The sequence below is a fragment of the Bacillus sp. V26 genome, assembly GCF_034296245.1.
GTDB classification, from domain to species: domain Bacteria; phylum Bacillota; class Bacilli; order Bacillales; family Bacillaceae; genus Bacillus; species Bacillus halotolerans.
On record NZ_JAXKQF010000005.1, the window covers coordinates 29,457 to 53,812 of the forward strand.

General features: G+C 42.1%; 23 protein-coding genes and 3 pseudogenes. 20 read left to right on the top strand and 6 right to left on the bottom strand.

The genetic code is table 11. The features are described 5' to 3' along the window. The first annotated feature begins 1 nt into the window (after position 1). From UJ203_RS15040 to UJ203_RS15100, 13 genes and pseudogenes are all read left to right on the top strand, one after another. Positions 2-2,623, top strand: coding sequence for a YbcC family protein (locus UJ203_RS15040; RefSeq protein WP_322011952.1), 2,622 nt, complete (start codon positions 2-4; stop codon positions 2,621-2,623). A gap of 76 nt (positions 2,624-2,699) precedes the next feature. Continuing rightward, entirely contained in the window at positions 2,700-3,221 is a 522-nt protein-coding gene (locus UJ203_RS15045; RefSeq protein WP_322011955.1) for a carbonic anhydrase, read from the top strand. 62 nt (positions 3,222-3,283) lie between these two features. Continuing rightward, complete coding sequence (locus UJ203_RS15050; protein ID WP_268544775.1) at positions 3,284-3,574, top strand: DUF6407 family protein; 291 nt, start codon at positions 3,284-3,286, stop codon at positions 3,572-3,574. Positions 3,575-3,630: 56 nt separating this feature from the next. Next, complete coding sequence (locus tag UJ203_RS15055; RefSeq protein WP_003241432.1) at positions 3,631-3,993, top strand: DUF2294 domain-containing protein; 363 nt, start codon at positions 3,631-3,633, stop codon at positions 3,991-3,993. Between the two features lie 216 nt (positions 3,994-4,209). Then, entirely contained in the window at positions 4,210-4,512 is a 303-nt protein-coding gene (locus tag UJ203_RS15060; protein ID WP_024120036.1) for an ArsR/SmtB family transcription factor, read from the top strand. A gap of 129 nt (positions 4,513-4,641) precedes the next feature. Continuing rightward, a complete protein-coding gene (locus UJ203_RS15065; RefSeq protein ID WP_105991843.1) occupies positions 4,642-5,814 on the top strand; it encodes an MFS transporter in 1,173 nt (390 codons plus the stop codon). Between the two features lie 123 nt (positions 5,815-5,937). Beyond that, a pseudogene (locus UJ203_RS15070) lies at positions 5,938-6,204 on the top strand (SIS domain-containing protein); the annotation flags it as partial. A gap of 247 nt (positions 6,205-6,451) precedes the next feature. Further along, positions 6,452-6,967 (top strand): HEAT repeat domain-containing protein, encoded by a 516-nt coding sequence (locus UJ203_RS15075; RefSeq protein ID WP_322011962.1) that lies wholly within the window; start codon positions 6,452-6,454, stop codon positions 6,965-6,967. 4 nt (positions 6,968-6,971) lie between these two features. After that, positions 6,972-7,055 (top strand): annotated as a pseudogene (locus UJ203_RS15080) (TlpA family protein disulfide reductase); the annotation flags it as partial. A gap of 217 nt (positions 7,056-7,272) precedes the next feature. Then, positions 7,273-8,253, top strand: coding sequence for an alpha/beta hydrolase (locus tag UJ203_RS15085; RefSeq protein ID WP_322011964.1), 981 nt, complete (start codon positions 7,273-7,275; stop codon positions 8,251-8,253). Positions 8,254-8,266: 13 nt separating this feature from the next. Next, a complete protein-coding gene (locus UJ203_RS15090) occupies positions 8,267-8,938 on the top strand; it encodes a response regulator transcription factor (protein ID WP_322011966.1) in 672 nt (223 codons plus the stop codon). Beyond that, positions 8,935-9,921, top strand: a complete 987-nt coding sequence (locus UJ203_RS15095; protein WP_322011968.1) for a HAMP domain-containing sensor histidine kinase — start codon at positions 8,935-8,937, stop codon at positions 9,919-9,921. The genes UJ203_RS15090 and UJ203_RS15095 overlap by 4 nt, the downstream gene beginning before the upstream one ends. Before the next feature lie 57 nt (positions 9,922-9,978). Next, positions 9,979-10,242, top strand: coding sequence for a hypothetical protein (locus UJ203_RS15100; RefSeq protein WP_322011970.1), 264 nt, complete (start codon positions 9,979-9,981; stop codon positions 10,240-10,242). On the opposite strand, the gene UJ203_RS15105 is transcribed toward UJ203_RS15100, so the two are convergent. Both UJ203_RS15105 and UJ203_RS15110 read right to left on the bottom strand, forming a co-directional pair. Beyond that, the gene (locus UJ203_RS15105; protein ID WP_322011972.1) at positions 10,227-10,997 is read right to left on the bottom strand and encodes a serine/threonine-protein kinase; all 771 of its coding nucleotides are present in this window, start codon (positions 10,995-10,997) and stop codon (positions 10,227-10,229) included. The genes UJ203_RS15100 and UJ203_RS15105 overlap by 16 nt on opposite strands. A gap of 132 nt (positions 10,998-11,129) precedes the next feature. Then, positions 11,130-11,987, bottom strand: a pseudogene (locus UJ203_RS15110) (hypothetical protein). A 129-nt stretch (positions 11,988-12,116) separates the two neighbouring features. Between UJ203_RS15110 and UJ203_RS15115 the strand changes: the two are divergent. The 4 genes from UJ203_RS15115 (at position 12,117) to UJ203_RS15130 (ending at position 15,593) form a co-directional block, all read left to right on the top strand. Next, positions 12,117-13,280 (top strand): DUF4885 family protein, encoded by a 1,164-nt coding sequence (locus UJ203_RS15115; RefSeq protein ID WP_322011974.1) that lies wholly within the window; start codon positions 12,117-12,119, stop codon positions 13,278-13,280. Positions 13,281-13,635: 355 nt separating this feature from the next. After that, entirely contained in the window at positions 13,636-15,024 is a 1,389-nt protein-coding gene (locus UJ203_RS15120) for an amino acid permease (RefSeq protein ID WP_322011975.1), read from the top strand. Between the two features lie 111 nt (positions 15,025-15,135). Then, a complete protein-coding gene (locus UJ203_RS15125) occupies positions 15,136-15,384 on the top strand; it encodes a sigma-G-dependent sporulation-specific acid-soluble spore protein CsgA (RefSeq protein WP_010332841.1) in 249 nt (82 codons plus the stop codon). 17 nt (positions 15,385-15,401) lie between these two features. After that, a complete protein-coding gene (locus tag UJ203_RS15130) occupies positions 15,402-15,593 on the top strand; it encodes a DUF5370 family protein (protein ID WP_044162226.1) in 192 nt (63 codons plus the stop codon). 30 nt (positions 15,594-15,623) lie between these two features. Here the strand turns inward: UJ203_RS15130 and blaOXA are convergent, their stop codons facing one another. Beyond that, positions 15,624-16,433 (bottom strand): class D beta-lactamase, encoded by an 810-nt coding sequence (blaOXA, locus tag UJ203_RS15135; protein ID WP_322011979.1) that lies wholly within the window; start codon positions 16,431-16,433, stop codon positions 15,624-15,626. A 159-nt stretch (positions 16,434-16,592) separates the two neighbouring features. On the opposite strand from blaOXA, the gene UJ203_RS15140 reads away from it, so the two are divergent. Next, a complete protein-coding gene (locus tag UJ203_RS15140) occupies positions 16,593-17,846 on the top strand; it encodes a cytochrome P450 (protein ID WP_322011981.1) in 1,254 nt (417 codons plus the stop codon). A gap of 39 nt (positions 17,847-17,885) precedes the next feature. Here the strand turns inward: UJ203_RS15140 and UJ203_RS15145 are convergent, their stop codons facing one another. Then, positions 17,886-18,146 (bottom strand): hypothetical protein, encoded by a 261-nt coding sequence (locus tag UJ203_RS15145; RefSeq protein WP_024120051.1) that lies wholly within the window; start codon positions 18,144-18,146, stop codon positions 17,886-17,888. Positions 18,147-18,414: 268 nt separating this feature from the next. On the opposite strand from UJ203_RS15145, the gene UJ203_RS15150 reads away from it, so the two are divergent. Beyond that, positions 18,415-20,034, top strand: coding sequence for an APC family permease (locus UJ203_RS15150; RefSeq protein ID WP_322011984.1), 1,620 nt, complete (start codon positions 18,415-18,417; stop codon positions 20,032-20,034). A 211-nt stretch (positions 20,035-20,245) separates the two neighbouring features. Further along, positions 20,246-21,871 (top strand): Na/Pi cotransporter family protein, encoded by a 1,626-nt coding sequence (locus UJ203_RS15155; protein ID WP_396022370.1) that lies wholly within the window; start codon positions 20,246-20,248, stop codon positions 21,869-21,871. Between the two features lie 19 nt (positions 21,872-21,890). On the opposite strand, the gene UJ203_RS15160 is transcribed toward UJ203_RS15155, so the two are convergent. Both UJ203_RS15160 and glpT read right to left on the bottom strand, forming a co-directional pair. Beyond that, a complete protein-coding gene (locus UJ203_RS15160; protein ID WP_202852394.1) occupies positions 21,891-22,790 on the bottom strand; it encodes a glycerophosphodiester phosphodiesterase in 900 nt (299 codons plus the stop codon). A 98-nt stretch (positions 22,791-22,888) separates the two neighbouring features. Further along, on the bottom strand, positions 22,889-24,223 hold the full coding sequence (gene glpT / locus UJ203_RS15165; protein ID WP_024120054.1) for a glycerol-3-phosphate transporter: 1,335 nt from the start codon (positions 24,221-24,223) through the stop codon (positions 22,889-22,891). Between the last annotated feature and the right edge of the window lie 133 nt (positions 24,224-24,356).

Sequence of the window (24,356 nt, forward strand, 5' to 3'; positions counted from 1 at the left end):
GTTGGGCATTACATCCGTATTAATGAAAGAAAATGTAAAAAAGAAAGAGACAGATATTGATGTTCAAGAAAGAGATATTCACGTTTTAATTGAATCTGCCAGCCGAGTGATCGCGCCACTCTGGCCTATTTCTACATTTGCTGCACGCAATCCGTGGATGGGACTTGAAAACCAACCTTTTGATCAGGTTGCGAGCTGGTTGAAAAACACTCGTGATGTTGATATATACCCTAGTGCGTCTATGATTCGTTCAGCAAGGAATAAAGGCGAGGTTGATGAAGATTTTGTGGAAATGGGGCTGCAGCGCTGGCTTGATTCACATTCCTTTCATATCCCAAGGGACGTGGCAGAGCGATTTTGTCATGCTGGATTAAAATTAGAACCACTGCCTTCCGACCTTTTATCATCACATAAGCTGGAGAAATTTGTGAATGAATGCAGTGGACTGGATCATATCGAGAATGTTTTTATGCAGCCAATCAGTTCGTATATAGAGAATCAGGTTGGTGAAAAGGTAGTCAATATACTAGATCATCATGTCATTAAATGGAGTAAATTATATCTTGATGACTCTCAAGCAGGCTGGACAATGCCCAACCGTGAGAAAGGTTTCTATCGGGCCTGGCAGCATCTCATTCAGTATGATCCAGCACTTAGTAAAAAGCAGCGTGAAAGGTTAAAAGGCTGGCCGCAAGAGGCACATGTGGCTTTACAAGAAGCGTTATTCGCACTAGAAATCCCTGAATCAGAAATACAGCGTTATCTTGAAGGCCATTTACTATCCTTACCCGGATGGGCAGGGATGATGCTGTGGCGCTCCCAACAATCGAGCCATGAACATGCACTTCTAACAGAATATTTAGCAGTTCGAATATCTATGGAATGGGCCCTTATAAAGCCTTATTTACCTTTGACTAATAAACAACGATGTGAGAAAAAAATTTCGATTACTCCCCTTTTAGCAGCTTGGATACATTGGGGGGGCCTTACATTAGAGGAATGGTCACAGATGCCGGCCAATGAACAAAATGAATATTTATCATTTGCCTACAGCTTTGATGAGAAACTTCGCAGGAAACTTTGGTTAGAAGCATGGGAGCAAACACACACTGATCGATTAAGTCAGAAGATCATCTCGAAACAACGTGAAACCAACGGTAAAAAATCTGCATTAGCTCAATTAGCATTCTGTATCGATGTACGGTCAGAGCCTTTTCGTCGTCAACTAGAAAAAGCAGGCCCGTTTGAAACGATTGGTGTTGCTGGTTTCTTCGGGGTGCCGATTGCAACTTGTGAACTTGGCAGTAAACACAGTCATGCCTCTTTGCCGGTCATACAAAAACCGCAAAACAAAATAAAAGAGTTCGCAGATGAAGATGTACTCGAAAAATACAACCAACGCAAGCAGGCAGTTCATTCCTTAAGCTATACATTTAAAAAGATGAAACAGAATGTACTTACGAGCTTACTTCTACCTGAGCTAAGTGGACCTTGGCTTAGTTTGCAAATGGTGGCACGCAGCTTTGCGCCAAGAAGAGCAGATCGTTTTATTCGTAATCTTCGTGAGACTTGGTTACGGAAACCTGATACAAAACTCTCGCTTCATCATGTTAATGACACAGAGGCAGAGATACCTATGGGTTTTACTGAAGAAGAAAAAGTGAACTATGCTCGGCAAGCACTAAAAATGATGGGATTAACAGAGAATTTTGCACCCTTGGTCGTGATTTGCGGACATGGCAGTCAAAGCACCAATAATCCTTATGCCGCGGCTCTTGATTGTGGTGCCTGCGGTGGAGCGGCCGGCGGATTCAATGCAAGAGTTTTAGCTGCTTTATGTAATCTTTCAGAGGTAAGAGAAGCTCTATTAACTGAAGGAATGAAAATCCCTGAGGATACGGTTTTTGCCGCTGCTGAACATAATACAACGGTGGATGAATTACATTGGCTTTATGTGCCAGAGCTTTCCGAAGCTGCACAGGAAGCATTTGATCATATTGAAGCCGTTATGCCGAAAGTAAAACATCATGCAAATGCAGAACGACTGGCCCAATTACCGAATGTCCAATCGAAACTTAAAAATCCGAAGGCTGAGGCACACCGATTTGCGGAAGATTGGAGTGAGATACGTCCGGAATGGGGACTGGCTCGTAATGCCGCTTTTATTATCGGCCAACGTGAATTAACACAGGATTGTGATTTGGAAGGAAGAGCTTTCCTTCATAATTATGATTGGAAGCAGGATGAAAGCGGTGAACTCCTAGCAAATATTATTGCAGGACCTGGAACTGTGGCCCAATGGATTAATTTACAATATTACGCATCAACAGTAGCACCCCATTATTATGGCAGCGGAAATAAAGCAACTCAAACCGTTACTGCAGGTCTCGGAGTGATGCAGGGGAATGCAAGTGACTTGTTAGCCGGACTGCCTTGGCAATCCGTCATGCAATCAGACCATAAGGCTTATCATTCTCCTCTTCGTTTGTTGATTGTCATCCAAGCGCCTAGACAACATGTAGAACGGTTATTAAATAATGACCCAGTATTTCTGCAAAAAGTTCAAAATGGATGGGTTCGACTGGCTAGTATTGATCCAGAAGGATGTTGGGAAAGCTGGTAATTATGAATCTAAACATTTCTCAAATGGATTTGTTACTTAATATAAAAATGATAAACATAAGGAAGAGGTGTGTTATATGAATGTAAATAAAAAAGTATTATTTTTGACGGACATGGAAAACGGTTTGGAGCCTATTTTACAAGAAGTGACTAATACTCCAGCAGAAAATATGCTGACGATACAAAGTTATGGTGCCGCTATCTCACACCCTTATGGAGAAATCATGAGGTCTGTTATTTTTGCGATTTACCAGGAAGATGTTGAGGAGGTCTTTGTAGTAGGAACAAAAGATAAGCAGACTCCAACAGGTCATAGACTAACTCAACTTGAAACAATGAAAGATAAAATACAAACATTGGATTATCTCTTTCAACATTGCAAGCCTGAATTTTTAGGTGGTACAGTCGATGAATGGCTAAATGAAGATAGCAGTGGCGCTGTTGAAAAAAGTGTTGATATCATTCGTCAACATCCACTGGTGCCGTCATATGTTAAAGTCAGAGGTTTAATCGTTGATCATAAGGATGGGGAATCCTCAATTGTGGAGGTTCCTTTTACTAAAACAGGTCAAGCCTTACCTGATCATTGCTTGTTATGATGGAGTGAAGTGGTCAGCTTCTACACCCATATATGGGAGAAAGCAGTTTTAAGGAGAATGTAATGGGCGCTAATATAACTGATTTTGTCACGAAAACAATAGAGGAAATGACTCTGTTTGATCGTGAAAATATGGAATGTATGAAAAAAGTAATAAGAAAAGCAATTCATTTTTATCATTTAAAATCTTATGAAGAAGTTGAGGAAACCCATTTAGGGAGCGTTCGATTTTTGCATGTACACTCTATGATGGAAGAAAATATGTTATCCAAAATTGTAGCGGTCACAAGAAACGGCACAACTGATTTGGATATTGAAGGTGTATATGAAGGATATGTTGTAAGAGAATATTAATGAGACGAAATAACTAATAGAATATGCCAATTATTTTGCCAGGAGATGTGTTATATATGAAAAAAACGAAAGGTTCTATTGAATCAGAGATCAGTAAGTCCATTACTCAATGGGAGAAGGATTATCTTGGGCGTGGGTCTGTATCTGTTAAAACTGATATACTGCGGGATATGATCATCGTTAATTTAAAAGGAATTTTAACACCAGCAGAATATGCAGTTTGTGGATCAAAAGAGGGTATGTTATCTATCAAACAAACTCGTTCGGAGCTAGTTGAATCAGGGATAGAGGGTCTAAAGGATATTATCCTAACGATAACCGGAGAAGAAGTGAAAAGTTTTCATACCGATTTAAGCTCTCGGACAGGCGAACGAGTGATGGTATTTAAATTATGTAATGATCTTGAGAAAAATCTATAATATTTGGAGAGATAAAAAAGCAGAATGAGAGCAAAGTATATATAAAGCAGCGCTTTCTAATGGTCAATCTAACAGTAGATATGCGAAAGTTAAGTTCTGTAATACCTCCAACTGAACTGAAATAAGCCTTCAGATTTTTAATGTCTAAAAAGAAGTCAGTCATCAAAAACAAAAAAACGAATTGACATATCGGAATATAACGATATAATAAACGATATGGAACCAATTGAAGTATTCAAAGCCTTATCAAATGAATCAAGGCTGCAAATTTTGCAATGGCTGAAGGAACCTGATCGTCATTTTTCACCCCATGAAGGGATTGATATGAACACAATCGGGGTATGTGTCAGTCAAATAACAGACAAATTGAAAATGACGCAATCAACGGCTTCCCAATATCTCACCATCCTTTTAAGAGCCGGCCTGATTAAGGCTCAACGAATCGGAAAGTACACTTATTACAAAAGAGATGAAGAAGCCATTGGGAAACTTGCGGACTTTCTTAAAACAGAGATATAAAAATAAACATCAAAAGATGTTTATTTTTATACCATACATATCGACATATTACGATGTGTTTATTTTTTAAATTAACACATCGATAATTCGTGATATGTTGTTTTAATAAAAAATAAGGAGTGAACGTTTATGTCTAACACCTTGAAAATTTATATGTTAGCCATTGTCAGCTTTTTAGTCGGAACTTCAGAGTACATCATTTCCGGTATTTTGGATCACATTGCGCATACACTCGGGATCACCTTGGCTGCCGCGGGCCAGCTCATTACGATCTTTTCACTTGTATATGCTCTTTTAACACCCGTACTCATGGCGTTGACAGCAAGTATGGATAGACGCAGATTGATGATTTATGCTCTCGGTTTGTTTGTGTTCGGCAATATCTTGGCCTTTGTTCTGCCTGGTTATGGTTGGTTTATTGCAGCGCGGATCATTATGGCGATGGGAGCAGGTGTGGTTGTTGTAACCGCATTAACGATTGCCGCTAAAATTGCGCCGGAAGGGAAGCAGGGCAGTGCCATCGCTACGGTCGTTATGGGATTTACCGCTTCTTTAATCATTGGTGTTCCGCTTGGAAGAATGATAGCAGTAGCATTAGGCTGGAAGTCTGTATTTGGTGCAATTGCTTTGTTGGGGTTGATCGCAATGGCCGTTATATTCTTTACTCTTCCGCATACTGAAGGGGATAAACCTGTACCTTTGCTTCAACAGCTTGCTCTTTTCAAAAAACGGAAAGTGGCGATGGGCTTATCAATCACTTTCTTCTGGCTCGGGGGATATTCTGTTGCTTATACCTATTTGTCACCGTATCTCTTGAACATCTCAGGTATAAACGGCAAACTGCTTAGCGGTGTTTTGCTTATATTTGGAATAGCCAGTTTGGTTGGATCAAAGTTTGGGGGATATAGCACCGATAAATGGGGAGTGCCCTTTACACTCGTTGGCGGGATGACATTGCATATCGTCACACTGATTCTGCTGTCACTTGTCACTCATTCCCATATCGGAGTGTTGGTGATTCTGATATTATGGTCGTTTGCCGCATGGTCTACCGGTCCAACACAGCAATTTCACCTGGCTACAATAGAACCGGGAATGTCAGGTGTTTTGCTTAGCATGAATCAGTCAATGATGCAATTCGCCATGGCAGTCGGCGCAGGAATAGGGGGAGTTTTTGTAGAAAACGTATCATTGGCCTCGATTACCTGGATTGGTGCATTAGGGGTTATGATTGCCATTATTGCATCATTGATGATTTTTCATTCACAGCCGAAACAGGCGCTAAAAGATATCAATCAATAATATACTGCTTTGTTTTACTGTTTAAAATTCAATGGGTTCATTTCGAAAGATCTAACATCCGCTTGTTATCAAGCGGGTGTTTTTTTATCAAAGTCAGTCCATAAGCTTTCCAAGGGCCGGTATCGTTCTGTATGTGTCGAAGGCCACTGAAGCTGAAAGAGATTTCTTAAGGCTTTGCCGGCGGTGAGCTGAAGCACGGCACGATTGCCTTGAGCAAACAAGGTACACCAGTATTCGCACTGGCAACACAAGAGCACGTAAACCTGAGCATCCGCGGAAACGTCGAGGAAGTTGCCGCCCGCGGAGCAAACACTTGCATCATCTCGTTGAAAGGCCTAGACAATGCGGATGACAGAATTCGTATTGCAGGAAGTAAATCCAGCTCTCAGCAGTTGCGAGAGTACATTTAAAAAGGCAGCCGAGTTTCTTATAGTGGACTAATACTAACTGATAAACAAGTTAACAGTAGTATATGATGTCAAAACGGTCAGTTTGTTAGTCGTTTTATTAGCTCCTCACAGGAGTATTTACAGTGTTTGTGGTATTTATAAGTTAATTGGAAGTTAAGGCGCTTACTGATATATCTCTATGGAAAATATGCTGAGTGTCTGTTATCAAACGAGAGAGGGGCTCTTTTATGAAATCAAATGGTGATGAATTGTCGTTGTCTGTTCAGAATTTAGCGAATACAAATGAGATCACAATTGTTCAAGTGATAGGGGAGCTAAAGAAATCAGGACAAGATGCAATACCTGTTTTGGTTGAGGCCTTAAAAGAGGAAGGTTCTTTGCGTAATATCGCGGCGGCCGTTTTAGGTGAGTTTGGGGAAGATGCGGGTGAAGCAGCGGAGGAACTGTCATGTTTATTAAAAAGTCATGCCGAAGATACAAGGATGGCTGCGGCCATTTCACTTATGAGAATCGGGAAGGCCAGTCTGCCCTTTGTCATCAAAATCGCTCAAGAAAGTGAAGGACAATCTCGTTTTTGGGCATCCTGGTGTATTGCATGGATCGATCCTTCTTACATTGAACCGAAGATGTATGAATGCCTAAAACATGAGCATGAACATCCTTCAGGAATGGTTGCTCCGTTTGCAGCTGAAGAGGCATTAGGAAAGCTGATTGCTTTTCAGCTTAAAGATAAGGAGGATTGAAAGGATGAAAGCTGAACAAATAATAAAAGAATGGCCAATTCATTTGCCCTGGTTGAATCAATCACAGAATGATTTGACATTCTTGTCAGTATGTATGGCAAACGGTCCTTCCTATAAGCAGGAAGGTTTTTTAATGAAGAAATATTTTTTTATTAGTGGGTAAATTCATCAAATGTTCTGCTATGCTCCAAATGTACACCTTTCCGTAAGGGCAAAGTCAAATGTGAAAATAAAACCGTTCCAAAGTTAATCAGTTATTTATTTTCATTTCGTATCCTTTCAGTATCACGTGAAAGGAGCATCATATGAAAACGTTATGGAAAGTCGTAAAAATCTTTTTTGGCAGCATAGTTGCTTTGATTTTGCTTGCAGCCGTCTCGGTCTTTATCTACCACCATTACCAGCTAAATAAGGAAGCAGCACTCCTTAAAGAAAAAGGCACATTAGTCGATGTTGACGGTAAAAAGATGAATGTGTATCAAGAGGGAAGCGGGAAGGATACGTTTGTGTTTATGTCCGGTTCGGGGATTGCGGCGCCTGCTTATGAGATGAAGGGGTTGTACAGCAAGTTTTCAAAAGAAAACAAGATTGCTGTAGTGGATCGTGCGGGCTATGGCTACAGCGACGTGTATGATGATGGCAGGGATATTGATACAATATTAGAACAGACGAGAAAAGCGCTTCTGCAAAGCGGGAATAAGCCTCCTTATATTTTAATGCCTCATTCCATATCCGGGATTGAAGCGATTTATTGGGCGCAGAAATATCCTGAGGAAATTAAGGCGATTGTTGCGATGGATATTGGATCGCCTCAGCAGTATGTCACGTATAAATTGAGCGGGATTGACAGACTGAAAATGAGAGGGTTTCATCTGTTAACTTCGATTGGTTTTCATCGATTTATGCCTTCCGCAGTATACAATCCTGAGGTGATTCGTCAGTCGTTTTTAACTGATGAAGAAAAAGAAATCTATAAAGCCATTAATTTTAAGCAATTTTTTAATGCTGATATGGAGCATGAGCTTTTACAGTCTGACCAAAATGGCAGCAAATCTGTGAATTTGCCGGTGCCAAAAGAAACCCCGATTTTATTTTTAGATGCCATCGCTGATCAATATAAAAACTCAAAATATACAAAACAGCAACGTAAAGATTATAAAGAACTTGCAGACCAATTAGAAGTATCAGAAGTGAAAGAGCTAAGGGGCACACACAGCATATATTTATACCAGCCTGATCAGATCTATCAGCTTTCTATGAAGTTTCTCAAACAAAAACTGAAATGAAAGGTTCGCTAAGATGAAGGGTTATCATATTTTAATCGTGGAAGACGATGTCATGATTGGTGATCTGCTGCAGAAGATTTTGCAGCGTGAGGGATATCATGTGATGTGGAAAACAGATGGAGCGGATGTGCTTTCGGTGATTCAGAAGGCGGATTTGGTCATTATGGATGTGATGCTGCCAGGTGAGGACGGGTATCAAATGTCTAAGAAAATAAAAGATTTGGGGTTAAACCTTCCTATTATTTTTCTGTCCGCCCGCAATGATATGGACAGCAAGCTTCAAGGGTTGAAAATTGGCGAGGATTACATGGTAAAGCCTTTTGATCCGAGAGAGCTGCTGCTGAGAATGAAAAATATGCTTGAGCATCATTATGGCACCTTTACGCAAATCAAACATTTGTCTATTGATGCAGACACCAAAAAGGTATTCAATGGGAGTTTGCACCATGAAGTGCTGTTTACCGCGATTGAGCGGAAAATATTCTTTTATCTGTATGAAAACAGAAACAATATTTTAACAAAGGAACATTTCTTTGATTATCTATGGCAGCTTGAAGACAGAAATCCGAATATCGTGAATGTGCACATTAAAAAAATCAGAGCGAAAATTAATGATTTAGCGGGTGAGATCATTGAAAATATCTATGGAGAAGGGTATCGGCTGAATACCGTTGTGAAGAAATGAAGCTAAAGACAAAATATCAGTTGTTATTATGTACGGCCGTCATTAGTGTTCCGGTACTGTTGCTGGCGGTTAGCATTTTGATGTCGGTGATTTATGACAGCATGTTTAAACCGATCAATCATGGCATGCCCTTTCACAGGTCTTTTGCGTATCCGGCAATGCTGGCCGTATTTTTATTATCACTTTTATTGTTAGCTTTTTTATTTTCAAAATCGATCCATTCTCTGCTGCGTAAAATCAATCTATTGAATCAAACCATTCGGCATCTGGCGAGTGATCAAAAGGTGCCCGATAAAATAGCAGTGAAACACGCTGATGAAATTGGCGAATTGATCAAGTCGGTCAACTTGTTAATTGAACGGACAACGTACCGGGAACTGGAACTAAGACAGCGAGAGGAAATAAAAAAGGAGCTGCTGCAAAAACTAAGGCATGATATCAATACACCTTTAACAGTTCTCAGGCTGCAGTTATTTTATTTGGAGAGCCAGTGCGAGGATCAAACCGCATTTGAATCTTTGTACCAGCAAATTGAATATATTGCGGAATTAACGAATGAATTCAATCATTACTCAGCCGAAACGTTAGAGAGTTCTTATATTGTAAATGAAGAAGTCAATATTTCTGATCTATTAGAAACCACAGTGAAAAAGTGGGATTATTTATACAGTATCAATGGCATTGAATTGCAATTTAAGCCGTCAGACCAAAGTTTGATATGGATGAGCAACAGTTTATGGATCCAAAGGTTATTCGATAACATTTTTCAAAATACGCTAAAGCATTCGAAAGCTGAAAAGCTGGAAGTCACGATAGAAAACGGCGCTGTTTCGATTCGCGATGATGGCATTGGATTTGATAGAGATCAAGATAGTAACGGGCTTGGGTTGAAGATTATTGAGGATATATGCCGGTTGCTTCATATTAGCTATGAGCTGCAGACAAATGAAAATGGGACTGCGTTTTTGTTTTCAAAAAAGTGATCGGGCTATGTTTTTCTTTCTACCGAACAATTATATATAATAGGAAGCAGAAAAGGGGTGAACAGCATATGTTTAAAAAAATCATCAAAACGATCAAGTACCTCTCTAGCAGCTCGAGTGATCGCCATCGCAGACACCGGCACTACAGCAGCAGCCGGCGCCGCCATTACCGGAGCTACAGCAGCAGTTCTGGCAGAAGAAGACATTATGATCGTTATGGCGGCAGTCACCGCTACAAACGCCGGAGCTACAGCAGCAGTTAATCGCAAAAAAAGTTCTTGTTCCGCATTGGGACAAGGGTTTTTTTATGTCACTGATTGAATCGCACGCTTCAGGTCTTCGCGAATGGAAGCCGTGTGCTGATACTCTTCATCAATGCCCAATAATTTTTTCAGCAGCAGGGTTACTTCTTTTGTCAGCGTTAATTCCTCCAGCCAAGTGGCGTTTTTCTTCTTTTTCCCTTTATATTGAGAGTACAGCAGGAACAACAGGGTTTCTCCGAGATCGAAGAAGTCATCCTGTTTTCTGAGCTTTAATTCCTCATCTTCTTCATGAGATAACTGTTTGGCAAGGCCGAAATCGATAAGATATACGTTACCGTGATTCATCATAATGTTTGGCGTTCTGATGTCAGTGTGGAAAATGAGACGTTCATGCAGGTATTCTACAATGTCCAGCAGCTGAGACATCAGCTGTAATGCCATCAGCTCTGTAAACGGCTGTTTTTGAAAAAATAACAATTCCTCTATATTATCGCCCTCGACCAGCTGCATGACATAGTAGGCTTGTCCGTCTATGCTGAAGTCTTCTATGAAGGCCGGGATTTGCGAGTGGCTGATGCTTTTGAGCAGACCAATTTCCTGCTGAAATCGGACTCTTTCCTTTTGTTTTTTGGCTTTTGTCGGACGGAGCTTTTTTAAGACGTACGGTGTTTGCGTATGGATATCGGTGCACACATAAACCAAGCCGTAGCCGCCCATGCCGAGGCATTCTTCGATTTTGTATTGGTTGTTCAGTATGACGCCGTTCTTCAGTGGGCGGTCAAATAATAGCTTTTTTAACTGTTTTAATGCCATTTGCGCTGCACTTCCCTTGGTTGTACTGATTATAGTTTATCAAAATAATTGCATCTTGGGCTAAGTCTATTCTATGGAAGCTTAGCATAAAAAAGAGCCGGATCATGGAATCTGAGCCAGCTCAGTATGACATTAAAACTGCTTTGTGACATCGTATTGATAATCTATTTTTGCCTTTACATTACTCATCGTCGATTTTGCAGTCGCTAATGTATTGTATTTAAAACTCCATACCTTTGCCACACTGAGTTGGTCTGTTAAGGATATATCATAAGATCCCGAAGTTGAGCTATTCACAAGAGCACGGCGCCATTCGCTGTTTTCACTCGTCATGATGATATGTCGTGTATTTCCCTGGCTTGGTGTTTGAGTAGCGGTTGTTTGGACTCTTGTTACAGTGGCATCACGAGGAATTCCAGATTGGTTTGTTAAGTCAAGCTTGATGACGCTGGAGTCAGAACCTGAGGGGCTAAGGCTTGTATTTCCTTTATTTTCAGCCACGCCGCTGAATTGGAACGTTCCGCTGCCGGATTTGATCCGGTCTTCAATTGAAAGTGTGAAATACATGTTTCCAGTATAGGTGCCGCGCGACACTTTTACATAGAATGTATCAGTGGTGTTTTGGGCGTCGGCATTTGCATAAATAAAAGAAGAAAATGTATTAGGATTAATGACTTCTGTGCCTTGCGAAACAGGTACTCTGTTCTTATCGTAAATTTCGATTTTCATCCCTGTGTACGCACTCTGGTATGTACTTCTTACGTATACTTTTTCTCCCTTATTGGCTGTAAATGTGAAATAGGCTTCATCTTGTCCGGCTTCCAGTATCGTTGTGTCTATATTCTTATATTTTCAATATCCGATTGGGGCTGCTGTATCAAATGAATTGTTCCCTGTAATGGCAGTGATTCCGGCTGCGGAAGCAGAATAAGTACAAGTAAATAGAACTGACAGCATGATAGCGAATTGAATGATCCATTTTTTAGCCATGAGAAAACCTCCTTTTTTTTCCATCATACATAATGAAGTTTCAAGTGTAAATAAATGTTTTAATAGGTTAATATATACAAGGGATTTGCCGATAAATAGAGAAGAGAGAATTATTCAGGAGGGAATCGAATGCGTCTGGATCGTCAATATATCCGCACCCAGCTCATGGCACAGAATATCACGAAAAAGGTTTCGGCTGATAAAGGCAGGAGTACATCTGCAGAGGTGCTGGAAAAGGCATACAGCCGGCTTGAGACACGGTCCTCTGAGAAGGGAATCGATCAGCTCAATTACTCAAAAACCAGTGTAGCGGGGAACAACGGGACTTTCAGCAAAGTGTTTCAATCAGCAAATGACCGAACAGTGGAAGAAACTGTGATTCGATCCAATAATCCTTATGAATCTGAGAGCGATATCCGAATCAAAATTCTAGATGAAAAGTACAGCCGGATGAATGCGATAAATAAAACGAAGTCTGATCCTTTAGGTTATATAAAGGATAAGTATCAAAATTCGAAGTCTCCTTATTTCAGAAGTGATCTGTCAGCTGCAGAAAGACAGGTTGCTTACGATAATGAAACAGAATGGCTATTCAAAGGAAAGGCGCAAAACTATAACCTCCAGGATGCAGCGTTTCGCAATCTTACGTTTAATGGGGAAGTGGAATCGGAGAATGCAAAGGTGTTCCAGCGAAGCCAAGTTAACCAACAGCTTCAAGTGCTCCTGAATCGGAACCATATTCAAATCCCGGCGGGTACAGAACTTACGTTTACCATTACACCCATCGATTATAAGGTAAAGGTGAGCGGAACAGACGACAAGGAGCTCATCGGTCAAATTGAGCGATTGCTGCAATCTGGAGACAACAGCAAAGAGCTGTTTTTACATATCATGAAGAGCCAGGCCAGCGATTCAGCACAATATTCCGAAGCGGCGTATCAAAAGTACCAAACAGTTCGTGAGATGTACGAAGTCACAGGCTACCATTTGAAGGATTTAGAAGTTGTCGATGGCCGATACATCACACCTGACGGACGAGATCTATTAGAGGTATATAAAGAAAAACTTGAGAATGATCCTATGCAAAAACAAACTGCTTCCTATGCTATATCTCACTATGGTTCGCAGCTCAGTAACATTGCGAAAATCGGGTATGATGCCATCTCTGATTTCATTCTGTCAATTGGCTACAGGAATGGGTCTTTGAGAGATTTGGGGCAAAGCAAGGGCTATGGGACAGGTGATACTGAGTGGCTTGAAACATTAAAACGTCAAACCGGCGTGAATTATTAGGTAAGCTGTTCATCGTGAACAGCTTATTTTTTTATGCCCATCTCATGAAAGCAGCTGTATCATGTATCGTTTTCAATATTGTCATGATTTCATTATATTCATATAAAAGATTTTAATTAAAGTGATAGATCAAACCCATTGAATGAAAGTGTTTACCCGAAAAAAACAATTGTATTTTCCAGAGAAATTTATTATGATGAAATAAGTAATTTTGGAGATTATCTAACAATTTTATGATTGAATTTTCTGATATTTTCAGCTTGATAAGAAATGAAGAACGTTTTGGAGGCTGGTCGGCCTTGATCCTATTTCGGTTGAGCTGTACATGTATTCGTTTTTAAGAGGAGGAAGCGGAGTGGAAAATAAAGAATTGAAGAGGGGTTTGAACGCCCGTCATATTCAGATGATTGCCTTGGGCGGTACGATCGGTGTTGGTTTATTTATGGGTTCTGCCAGCACGATTTCATGGACTGGCCCGTCTGTCCTTCTGGCTTATGCGATTTGCGGAATTTTTATCTTTTTTATCATGCGTGCAATGGGTGAAATGCTGTATGTGGAGCCGAGTACCGGTTCTTTTGCAACATTCGGCCATAAATACATTCATCCCCTTGCTGGTTATATGACGGCGTGGAGCAACTGGTTCCAGTGGATTATCGTCGGCATGTCAGAAATTATCGCAGTCGGTTCTTATATGAAATATTGGTTCCCGGATTTGCCTGCTTGGATACCTGGTATAGTAGCTATGGCAATTCTTGGTGCGGCGAATTTAATTTCTGTTAAGTCGTTTGGCGAGTTTGAGTTTTGGTTTGCGATGATTAAAATTGTGACGATTATCTTAATGATTATTGCCGGAATCGGGATTATCTTCTTTGGCTTTGGCAACGGCGGAGATGCTATCGGTTTGTCTAATCTGTGGTCTCACGGAGGCTTCTTTGCGGGCGGTTTCTCAGGATTTTTCTTTGCATTGTCTCTGGTTATTGCGGCTTATCAAGGTGTTGAGCTGATCGGGATTACTGCCGGAGAAGCAAAGGACCCGCAAAACACGCTGCGCAACGCGATTCAAAGCATTATCTGGCGTATTTTGATTTTCTATATCGGTGCTATTTTTGTGATTGTGACGGTATATCCTTGGGATGAGCTGAATTCACTTGGAAGCCCGTTTGTGTCTACGTTTTCTAAAGTTGGAATTACGGCAGCGGCCGGCATTATTAACTTTGTCGTTATCACGGCGGCGATGTCAGGCTGCAACAGCGGAATTTTCAGCGCGGGACGTATGCTTTATACATTAGGTGTCAATGGACAGGCACCGAAATTCTTTGCGAAGATTTCTCGCAATGGTGTGCCGCTGTATGGCACAATCGCGGTGCTGATCGGATTAGCTGTCGGCGTTGTGCTGAACTATGTTGCGCCGCCGAAGATTTTCGTTTATGTATACAGCGCAAGCGTGCTGCCGGGGATGATTCCTTGGTTTATCATTTTGATCAGCCACCTCGGATTCAGAAAAGCGAAGGGCGCGGCGTTAGATAAACATCCGTTCAAAATGCCGTTTGCACCTTTCACAAATTATTTGACGATTGCTTTCTTGCTGATGGTTCTTGTCGGCATGTGGTTTAATGATGATACTCGGATATCTCTAATTGTAGGGGTTATTTTCTTAGCTCTTGTGGTCATCAGTTATTATGCTTTTGGAATTGGGAAGCGCGTGCAGGCGGATCTTACAAAGAGAAATCAAGCAGCTGAATAATAAAGGAAAAAGAGACATTGACTGATGTCTCTTTTTTCATTTTTTGCGTATGGATTTTTCTCATTTCAGCAACCTATAGGATATAGAACGCAAAGGAAAGGTGCTTATACTATGGATGTTACACTCGGTTATTTGCGCGAGTCACTTTCAAATCATCTTGAAAACGAAGTCTGTCTGCGGATTTGCAAGAAGATGCTGGCGAAGCGCTATGCCAATGAAGAGGAGTTTGTAAAGGATTTGGATGACGATGAGATGTCATATTTGAATCAGGTGCTGGAAAAGGAAATTAAGTATGCCCAAGACGAACAGGATCAAAAACGGGCCAAGGAATTAAATGAGGTGTATGAATTACTGCTTTGAGAAAGGCGGGAATGAAATTGGGTGCGATTGAACGAAGCGGATATACGTTTCAGCCGGAGTTTAGTGTCGTCCGGCAAAATGGGGCGATCCACGTGTATCATCATGGAGAATTTGTTGAAGAAATTGAATTCGAGTTTAACGGTGATTACCCGGATCATGATTTGATTGAAGAGCTTGTGAATCATTATTGCTTTGAGCATGACATTTAAGAGCCCTGTACGTTGGCAGGGCTCATTCATTTATGAAGTGATCAGGCCATATTTTTTTAGAATATCAATTGTGATGTTTTTGGCTGTTGTACCGGAGTCATCAACATTGGTGACAAACGTATAGGAGCCGTGATTTGTTTTGATGAATCCGACAAACCATCCTAATCCCATGTCTGTCAGGCGGGTTCCGGTTTTACCGTAAAGCGTATAATGATCTCCTTCTTCTTGAATCATCATGCGTTTGACCGTTTTCATGACCGTTTTGTCAAACGGGAGCTTCTCTTTGTAAAGCTTCTCCATAAAGGCTTCTTGTTCCAACGGAGAAATTGTCAGAGAGCTTTGCAGCCAAAACTGGTCGATTCCGCCGCTGATATCTTCGTTTCCGTAAGACAGGGTATGAAGCCATGCTTTCATTCTTTCCTCGCCGATGTCCCTCGCTAATGCCTGGTAATACCAGATGGCAGATTCCCGCATGGCTGAGCCAAGTGTATGGTCGCGGTTCCATGATTCGAATTCGCGTTTGACGCCATCCCAGCGTTTGACATCGTATTCATCCCGGACAGCTTTTACCTGCAAGCCGATTAAAGCATTGGTCACTTTAAAGGTAGATTGCGGAGTTTGTCTTTGGTTGGCCCGTTCCTTGTTGTAGACAAATGTCTTATCCTTTTCTAGATCATGAAGGATGAAGGTTCCGTCAGTACCCTTGAACTCCTTATCCACATTCATTCGGCTGACATTCAGGTGCTTTTTTGTTTCATTGGCGGGCGCTTTTGCATGAACGGACAAACCTCCTGTCACGGCAATGACCAGCACAAGAAAAGCATATATCCATTTCTTCATTTTGATCTCCCCTTTGTTTTGATCATCTATCTTTTCTCCATTTCTGCTTTTCTACCTTTAAAAGTAATGAAAAAATGCTTGGAAGCAAATACTGTAATGGGGTTTATCTTCGTGAGATAACGTGAAAACAGAAGTAAAAAAGGAAGGCAGGGTTGCGGGATGAATGAGCAGATTCCACATGACAAAAGCCTCGATAACAGTGTGGCTTTGATGCGAGAAGGATATTTGTTTATAAAGAATAGAAAAGAGCATTACCATTCGGATTTGTTCCAGGCACGCTTGCTTGGAAAAACATTTATTTGTATGAGCGGCGCGGAGGCTGCGAAGGTATTTTATGATACCGAACGGTTTCAGCGGCAGGGTGCTCTCCCGAAACGAGTGCAGAAATCGCTGTTTGGCGTCAATGCAATCCAGACAATGGATGGCGACGCTCATATTCATCGGAAGCTGCTTTTTCTGTCATTAATGACACCGCCCCATCAAAAACGGCTGGCTGAGCTGATGACAGAGCAGTGGGAAGCGGTTGTAACAAGCTGGGAAATGGCGGATCAGGTTGTGTTGTTTGATGAAGCGAAAGAAATCTTATGCCGGGTGGCCTGCTATTGGGCGGGTGTTCCGCTGAAGGAAACGGAAGTGAAAGAGAGAGCGGACGATTTCATTGATATGGTAGACGCGTTCGGTGCTGTGGGACCGCGGCATTGGAAGGGAAGAAGAGCAAGACCCCGAACAGAAGAGTGGATTGAAAAAATGATTGAAGAGATCCGCGGCGGCAGGCTGAAAACAGAAAATGGATCAGCGCTGCATGAAATGGCTTTTTATACACAAGAGAATGGAAGCCGGCTTGATGCCCGCATGGCAGCCATTGAGCTCATTAATGTGCTGCGTCCGATTATAGCGATAGCTTACTTTATTTCATTTTCAGCGTTGGCGCTGCATGAACACCCGAAGTATAAGGAATGGCTTCGTTCTGGAGGCAGTGAGGAAAGAGAAATGTTTGTGCAGGAGGTGCGCAGATTTTATCCCTTTGGGCCGTTTTTAGGAGCCGTTGTCAAAAAAGATTTTATATGGAATGACTGCGAGTTTAAAAAGGGTGCATCAGTGCTGCTTGATGTGTATGGAACGAATCATGATCCCCGTATGTGGGACAGGCCTGATGAGTTCCGGCCTGAGCGATTTAAAGAGCGGGAGGACAATCCGTTTGATTTCATCCCTCAAGGCGGGGGCAACGCGGAGAAGGGTCACCGCTGTCCGGGGGAAGGGATTACCATTGAAGTGATGAAAGCGAGCCTGGATTTTCTCGTGAATCAGGTTGAATATGACGTGCCAAAACAATCGCTGCATTACAGTCTTGCCAGAATGCCGTCATTGCCTGAAAGCGGTTTTGTGATGAGCAGCATTAGACGGAAAAGCTAAATATAAAAGCTCTCTTCTTTTTCGAAGAGAGCTTTTTGATTACTTCTTTTTTTCATCGTAGTATTGAACAGGATACATGGAGCCTTCGGATACCATTTTGTTGTCCTCAATGTCATGCGGGTGCGGGTGACCGGCTTTATCGACTGGGAACGTTTCCATGTCTGGTTGTTTTGTTATCTTCATTTTCATGCTGTGAATGAATTCTCTTGCCTTTTGGCGGTTTGACGGGTCTTTTAATAGATAAGAAGTGATGCCGACAGTTGAAACAGCGAGACCGGAAAGTAACAGCTTTTGTTTCATGGTAAAAACTCCTTTCTATTTTAAAAATAATGTTTCCTGTATCATTCCCGTTCTGCTTAAGGCTAAACCTCTGTGTATTTTATCAATTGTTTTACAGTAAATTCTATTTTAGGTGAAGCTAGTTACTAAATTCCTATATTGGAAGGCGAGATACATTGATTTTTTATTATTTTAGTTATCATTCGATAAATATTGACAAAGTAAAGTAATCAGAATAATAATATAACTTAGCAACAGAATGTCATCATACATGAAAGGTGTTTACGATATGAATCAGTTACATCGAAGAATGGGAACGTTTGCCCTTATGATGGTCGGGCTCGGGTCGATGATCGGGTCAGGCTGGTTATTTGGGGCGTGGCGCGCTGCCCAAATTGCGGGGCCTGCTGCTATTATTTCATGGGTTATCGGCATGATTGTTATTTTATTTATTGCTCTTTCTTACAGTGAATTAGGTTCTATGTTCCCTGAGGCAGGAGGAATGGTGAAATATACGCAATATTCACACGGTTCGTTTATCGGATTTATTGCAGGCTGGGCCAACTGGATTGCAATTGTATCCGTTATTCCTGTTGAAGCTGTAGCCTCTGTTCAATATATGAGTTCGTGGCCATGGGAATGGGCGAAATGGACAAGCAGTTTGGTGAAAAACGGAACGCTGACAGGAGAAGGATTGGTGTTCGCTTCTGTTTTGCTTCTGATTTATTTTCTGCTGAACTACTGGACAGTCAATTTGTTTTCGAAAGCGAATTCATTAATTACGATTTTTAAAATCATTATTCCAGGACTGACAATTGGCGCTTTGCTCTTTGTCGGATTTCATGGAGAAAACTTTACAGCGGGACAAAGCATTGCACCGAATGGCTGGGCAAGTGTTCTGACTGCGGTTGCGACTTCAGGTATCGTATTTGCGTTTAACGGATTTCAAAGCCCGATCAATATGGCGGGAGAAGCCAAAAATCCCGGGAAATCGATTCCGATTGCGGTTGTCGGTTCTCTGTTAGTTGCGACAGTCATTTATGTGCTGCTGCAGATTGCTTTCATCGGAGCGGTGAATCCGTCTGATATCGCTCACGGCTGGAGCCACCTTAATTTTAATTCTCCTTTTGCTGATTTGGCGATTGCATTAAATATTAACTGGCTTGTCATCGTATTATATGCGGATGCTTTTGTGTCACCTTCCGGAACAGGTATTACGTATACGGCGACGACTTCCCGCATGATTTACGGAATGGAGAAGAACAAATATATGCCGAGCGTGTTTGGCAAGCTTCATCCGATTTACGGAGTTCCGCGCCAAGCGATGTTTTTTAACTTGATTGTTTCGTTTATCTTTTTGTTCCTGTTCAGAGGATGGGGTGTGTTAGCGGAAATTATTTCTGTAGCCACGTTAATTTCTTATATCACAGGTCCGGTTACAGTGATGACATTGAGACGGACAGGGAAGGATTTGTACAGGCCTCTTCGATTAAAAGGCTTAAGCGTGATTGCGCCGCTTGGATTTATCTTTGCGTCGCTCGTGCTGTATTGGGCGCGCTGGCCGTTAACAGGGCAGGTTCTGTTTATTATTTTGATCGGACTTCCGATTTATTTCTATTACCAGGCCAAGGCGAAATGGAAAGGATTTGGCCAAAACTTTAAAGCTGGCATATGGATGGTGTTTTACCTGCTTGTCATGATGATGATTTCCTATTTGGGCAGTGACAAATTTGGCGGTCTGAACGTCATTACGTATGGCTGGGATATGGCCTTGATTGCCTTTGTATCGCTCGGTTTCTATGTGTGGGCGCTAAAGAGCGGATTCAAGACAGAGTATTTGAAAGATGCGAAGGAGATTAATAGCCAGCTGATAAGCGCACAGTCAGAAGCTGCTGCGGGAAAAGAATAAATGGAGAAAACCTTGTGCTGAGAGCACAAGGTTTTTTTAGTCAACAAGTCATGGTTATCGCGAAATATTACACCAATGTAAATGCGGTTGGGGTCCTTCTTACTTATTGTTAAGTTATTGTAAATTTGTCAGGCGACTTGTTTACAATCATATGAACTTGAAACATAATCAAGAGAGTTTGCTGAATAATGTCTAAATAGAGGTGAACATGTTGGGGATTGACTTACAAACATTACTGTTCGAATTTCTGGGGGGACTTGGTATTTTCCTGATTGGGATCAAGTTCATGGGAGACGGGCTTCAGAAATCGGCTGGAGATAGATTAAGAAATATTTTAGACCGCTTTACAAGCAATCCGCTGATGGGCGTGTTAGCGGGTATAATTGTGACAGTTTTGATACAAAGCAGTTCCGGAACGACTGTTATTACCGTCGGCCTTGTGAGTGCAGGTTTTATGACGCTGAGGCAGGCGATCGGGGTCATTATGGGCGCCAATATTGGTACAACGGTTACCGCTTTTATTATCGGAATCGATATAGGGGCCTATGCGTTGCCGATTATTGCTGTCGGCGGATTTTTACTGTTTTTCTTTAAGCATAAAAATATGCAAAATGCGGGTCAGATTGTGTTTGGGTTCGGGGCTTTGTTTTATGGATTAGAGTTAATGAGCGGCGGCATGAAACCGCTCCGTTCCCTTGAGGCCTTTCATGATTTAACAGTCAATATGAGTTCAAATCCGGTTCTCGGTGTCGTCATCGGCACTTTGTTTACGGTTCTCGTGCAAAGCTCCAGTGCCACCATCGGTATTCTGCAAGGTTTATTTGCAGATGGTCTGATTGATATTAACGGCGCGCTGCCAGTGTTATTCGGGGACAATATCGGGACGACGATAACCGCGGTGCTTGCGTCTCTTGGAGCATCTGTTGCAGCGAGACGTGCTGCGGCTACTCATGTACTGTTTAACCTAATCGGGACAACAATTTTCCTGATTTTGCTCAAGCCGTTTACTGCTTTGATCTTATGGCTTCAGGCTTCGATAGGGCTTGATCCTAAAATGACGATTGCATTTGCCCACGGAATCTTTAATACGTCCAATACGATCATACAGCTTCCTTTTGTCGGGTTATTGGCTTTGATTGTGACAAAACTGATTCCAGGCAAGGATTCAATGGTGGAATACAAGTCGCATCTTGATCCGATTTTTATCGAGCAATCTCCATCTATTGCTCTCGGACAAGCGAAGGAAGAAGTGCTGCAAATGGGGAACTTTGCGGTGCAGGGGCTGGAAGTCACAAAACAATTCTTAGTGACAAAACAGCCGAAATACGCGGCAAATGCTTATCAGATAGAGGATGCGGTCAACAATCTCGACCGGAAAATTACCGATTATTTGATTGAGCTTTCATCGAGCTCCCTTTCAGATCACGAATCTGAGGAGCATCACATGCTGATGGATACTGTCAGAGATATTGAGAGAATCGGCGATCATTTTGAAAATGTGATTGAATTGATTGAATATCAGCAGGCACACCGTGTCGTCATTACTGAATCAGCCATGACGGACTTAACGGACATGATGGATTTAACAATTTCCACTGTGAAGGCATCAATGGAGGCTCTGCACCACAATGATGAGCAAACTGCTGCTCATGTCATTGAAAAAGAAGATGAAATTGACAAGATGGAACGAAAGCTTCGCAAAAAGCATATTATCCGTCTAAATGAAGGACTGTGCACAGGGCAAGCGGGTATCGTATTTGTTGATATGATCAGTAATCTTGAGCGTATCGGCGATCATGCGGTGAATATTGCGCAGGCTGTACTTGAGGAAAAATGATGAGAAAAAGCTTTGAATCCTAGGATTCAAAGCTTTTTTTGTAGTCTTTTTTCACATGATGAAATACATCCGGATAGTTGGTAAATACGCCGGTAACTCCCCAGTCCAGCAGGCGGCGCATATCTGCTTCTGTATTGACTGTGTAAGGATGCAAAAGCAGACCGTGGCTGCGGATCATGCGGACATTTTCTGCATTCAACGCTTTATAATCCGGACCTGCGCCGACAGCGTAGGTTTTGATTTCTTCCAAATCAGCATCTGTCATTGAAGCGATTTGCTTTGCTTCCATCAATTGAACAGTCGGCAGGTTAGGCTGTAATTGATGAATTTTTAACAGGCTTTCTTTGCTGAACGATTGGATGATCACTTGGCCGCGCTTTGAATGCTTGCTTAGCAGTTTATGCTTCTGTAAGGAAGCAATCAGTTTTTCCTCCATGCCTGGATAGGTGTCAGGCGATTTTGTTTCAATGTAATAGTTCGCATGTTTGCCAAAACGGTTTAATACCTCTTCTAATGTAGGAACTTTAAGGCCGGCGTACTGCGGCTTCGCTTTTGCCGGGTAAGCTTCATTAAACCAAGAGCCGGCATCAAGTTTCTTGATCTCCGCGAGCGTATGATCCTTCACCCAGCCCGTGCCGTTTGTGGTGCGGTCCAGTTTTTCATCGTGCATAACAATGAGTTGCCCGTCTTTTGTCATCTGTAAATCCAACTCAATATAATCGGCTTTCATTTTCTGAGCGGTTTCGTAAGACAGGATCGTGTGCTCAGGCACATATCCGGAAGCCCCTCTGTGCGCGACTGTCAGGATACGGTCAGGAGACAGCAGGTTTCCTTTTGAGGCTGCTGAAACTGGTGTAACCATAAACGACAGCAAACCAAAAGATAGCAGAACCAAAGCTAGTAATCTATTTTTTCTCATCTTTTCTTCCTCCTTATGAACAAGCAGTAACAGCTTTTATGTTAGAAAACGGATGTAAATGGCATGTTGGAAAAATATTAATCTTTTATAATTTTTTCTTAAACATGCTCCGCCCGTTTTCCCGTATTCCATGTCAAAGCCAAGAACACGATGGCCAGTATACAAGATGAGATCAGCATGATGAAGCCGCCGTTCCAATCAAATCGGTCAACGACAAATCCCATAATCGCGTTTGCGAAAGCAGACCCGCCGATGTATCCGAAAAACCCGGTCAAACCAGCTGCAGTTCCGGCTGCTTTTTTCGGAGCAAGATCAATGGCTTGCAGACCGATGAGCATCACAGGTCCATAGATTAAGAAGCCGATGCTGATCAGAGCGATGTTGTCTACCAGCGGATGGCCGGCCGGATTCAGCCAGTACACCAATACGGCAATGAAAACACCTGCCATAAACAGAACGCCTGCCGGTGCGCGGCGGCTCTTAAAGAAGCGGTCGCTGATCCAGCCGCACAGGATCGTTCCCGGTATGCCGGCGTATTCGTAAAGGAAATACGACCACCGGGAGTCTTCAGGAGAGAACCCTTTGGCTTCTGTTAAGTAAGTAGGCGCCCAGTCCACTACGCCGTACCGCACAAAGTAAACAAATACGTTTGCAAATGCGATGTACCAAAGAAACTTATTATTAAGTACATATTGAAAAAGGATTTCTTTTGTCGTTAATTCTTTTTCTTGATCTTTGAAAGCGTGTTTTGGATAGTCGTTCCGGTACTCTTCAATTGGCGGAAGCCCGCAAGATTGAGGGGTATCCCGCACCAAAAGGACAATTAAAAATGAAATCAGAATCGCTATAATGGCAGGGAAGAAAAACACGCTTTTCCAAGTGACAAACATAGCAATCCCAAGAGTGACAAGCGGAGCCAGGATCCCGCCGCCAATGTTGTGAGCGACATTCCAAATCGACATCTTCGTGCCGCGTTCACTAATAGAAAACCAATGGGCCATCGTTCTGCCGCATGGAGGCCAGCCCATTCCTTGGAACCATCCATTGATAAACATAAAAATAAACATGATGGTGACGCTCGAAGTTACCCAGGGCATAGAAACAAAAAGAATATTTACAATTGCAGATAAAAATAAGCCTGTCGCGAGAAAATACCTCGGATTGCAGCGGTCGGACACCATGCCCATAATAAATTTGCTAAAGCCATACGCAATGGATACGGCGGCCAGCACCAATCCAAGCTCGGTTTTTGAAAACCCTTGTTCCTGCAGATAAGGAATGGCAAAAGCAAAGTTTTTCCGCAGCAGGTAATAGCCTGCGTAGCCGATAAAAATACCTAAGAATACCTGCAGCCTGAGCCGTTTATAAGCCGCATCCGTCTTTGAATCATCCAGTCTCTCAATGTGCGGAGCCGGTTTAAATAAGTGAAACATCAAATCATCCCCTTTGCTGTTTGTGTTGGATGTGTAGCGTGCCCTCCTTTCTGAAAAACAAAAAGAGCCAGAAAACACCCCCTTGTCAAAAGGGGTGGAATTCCTGGCTCTCCTCATCTCCATCCAAGCTATT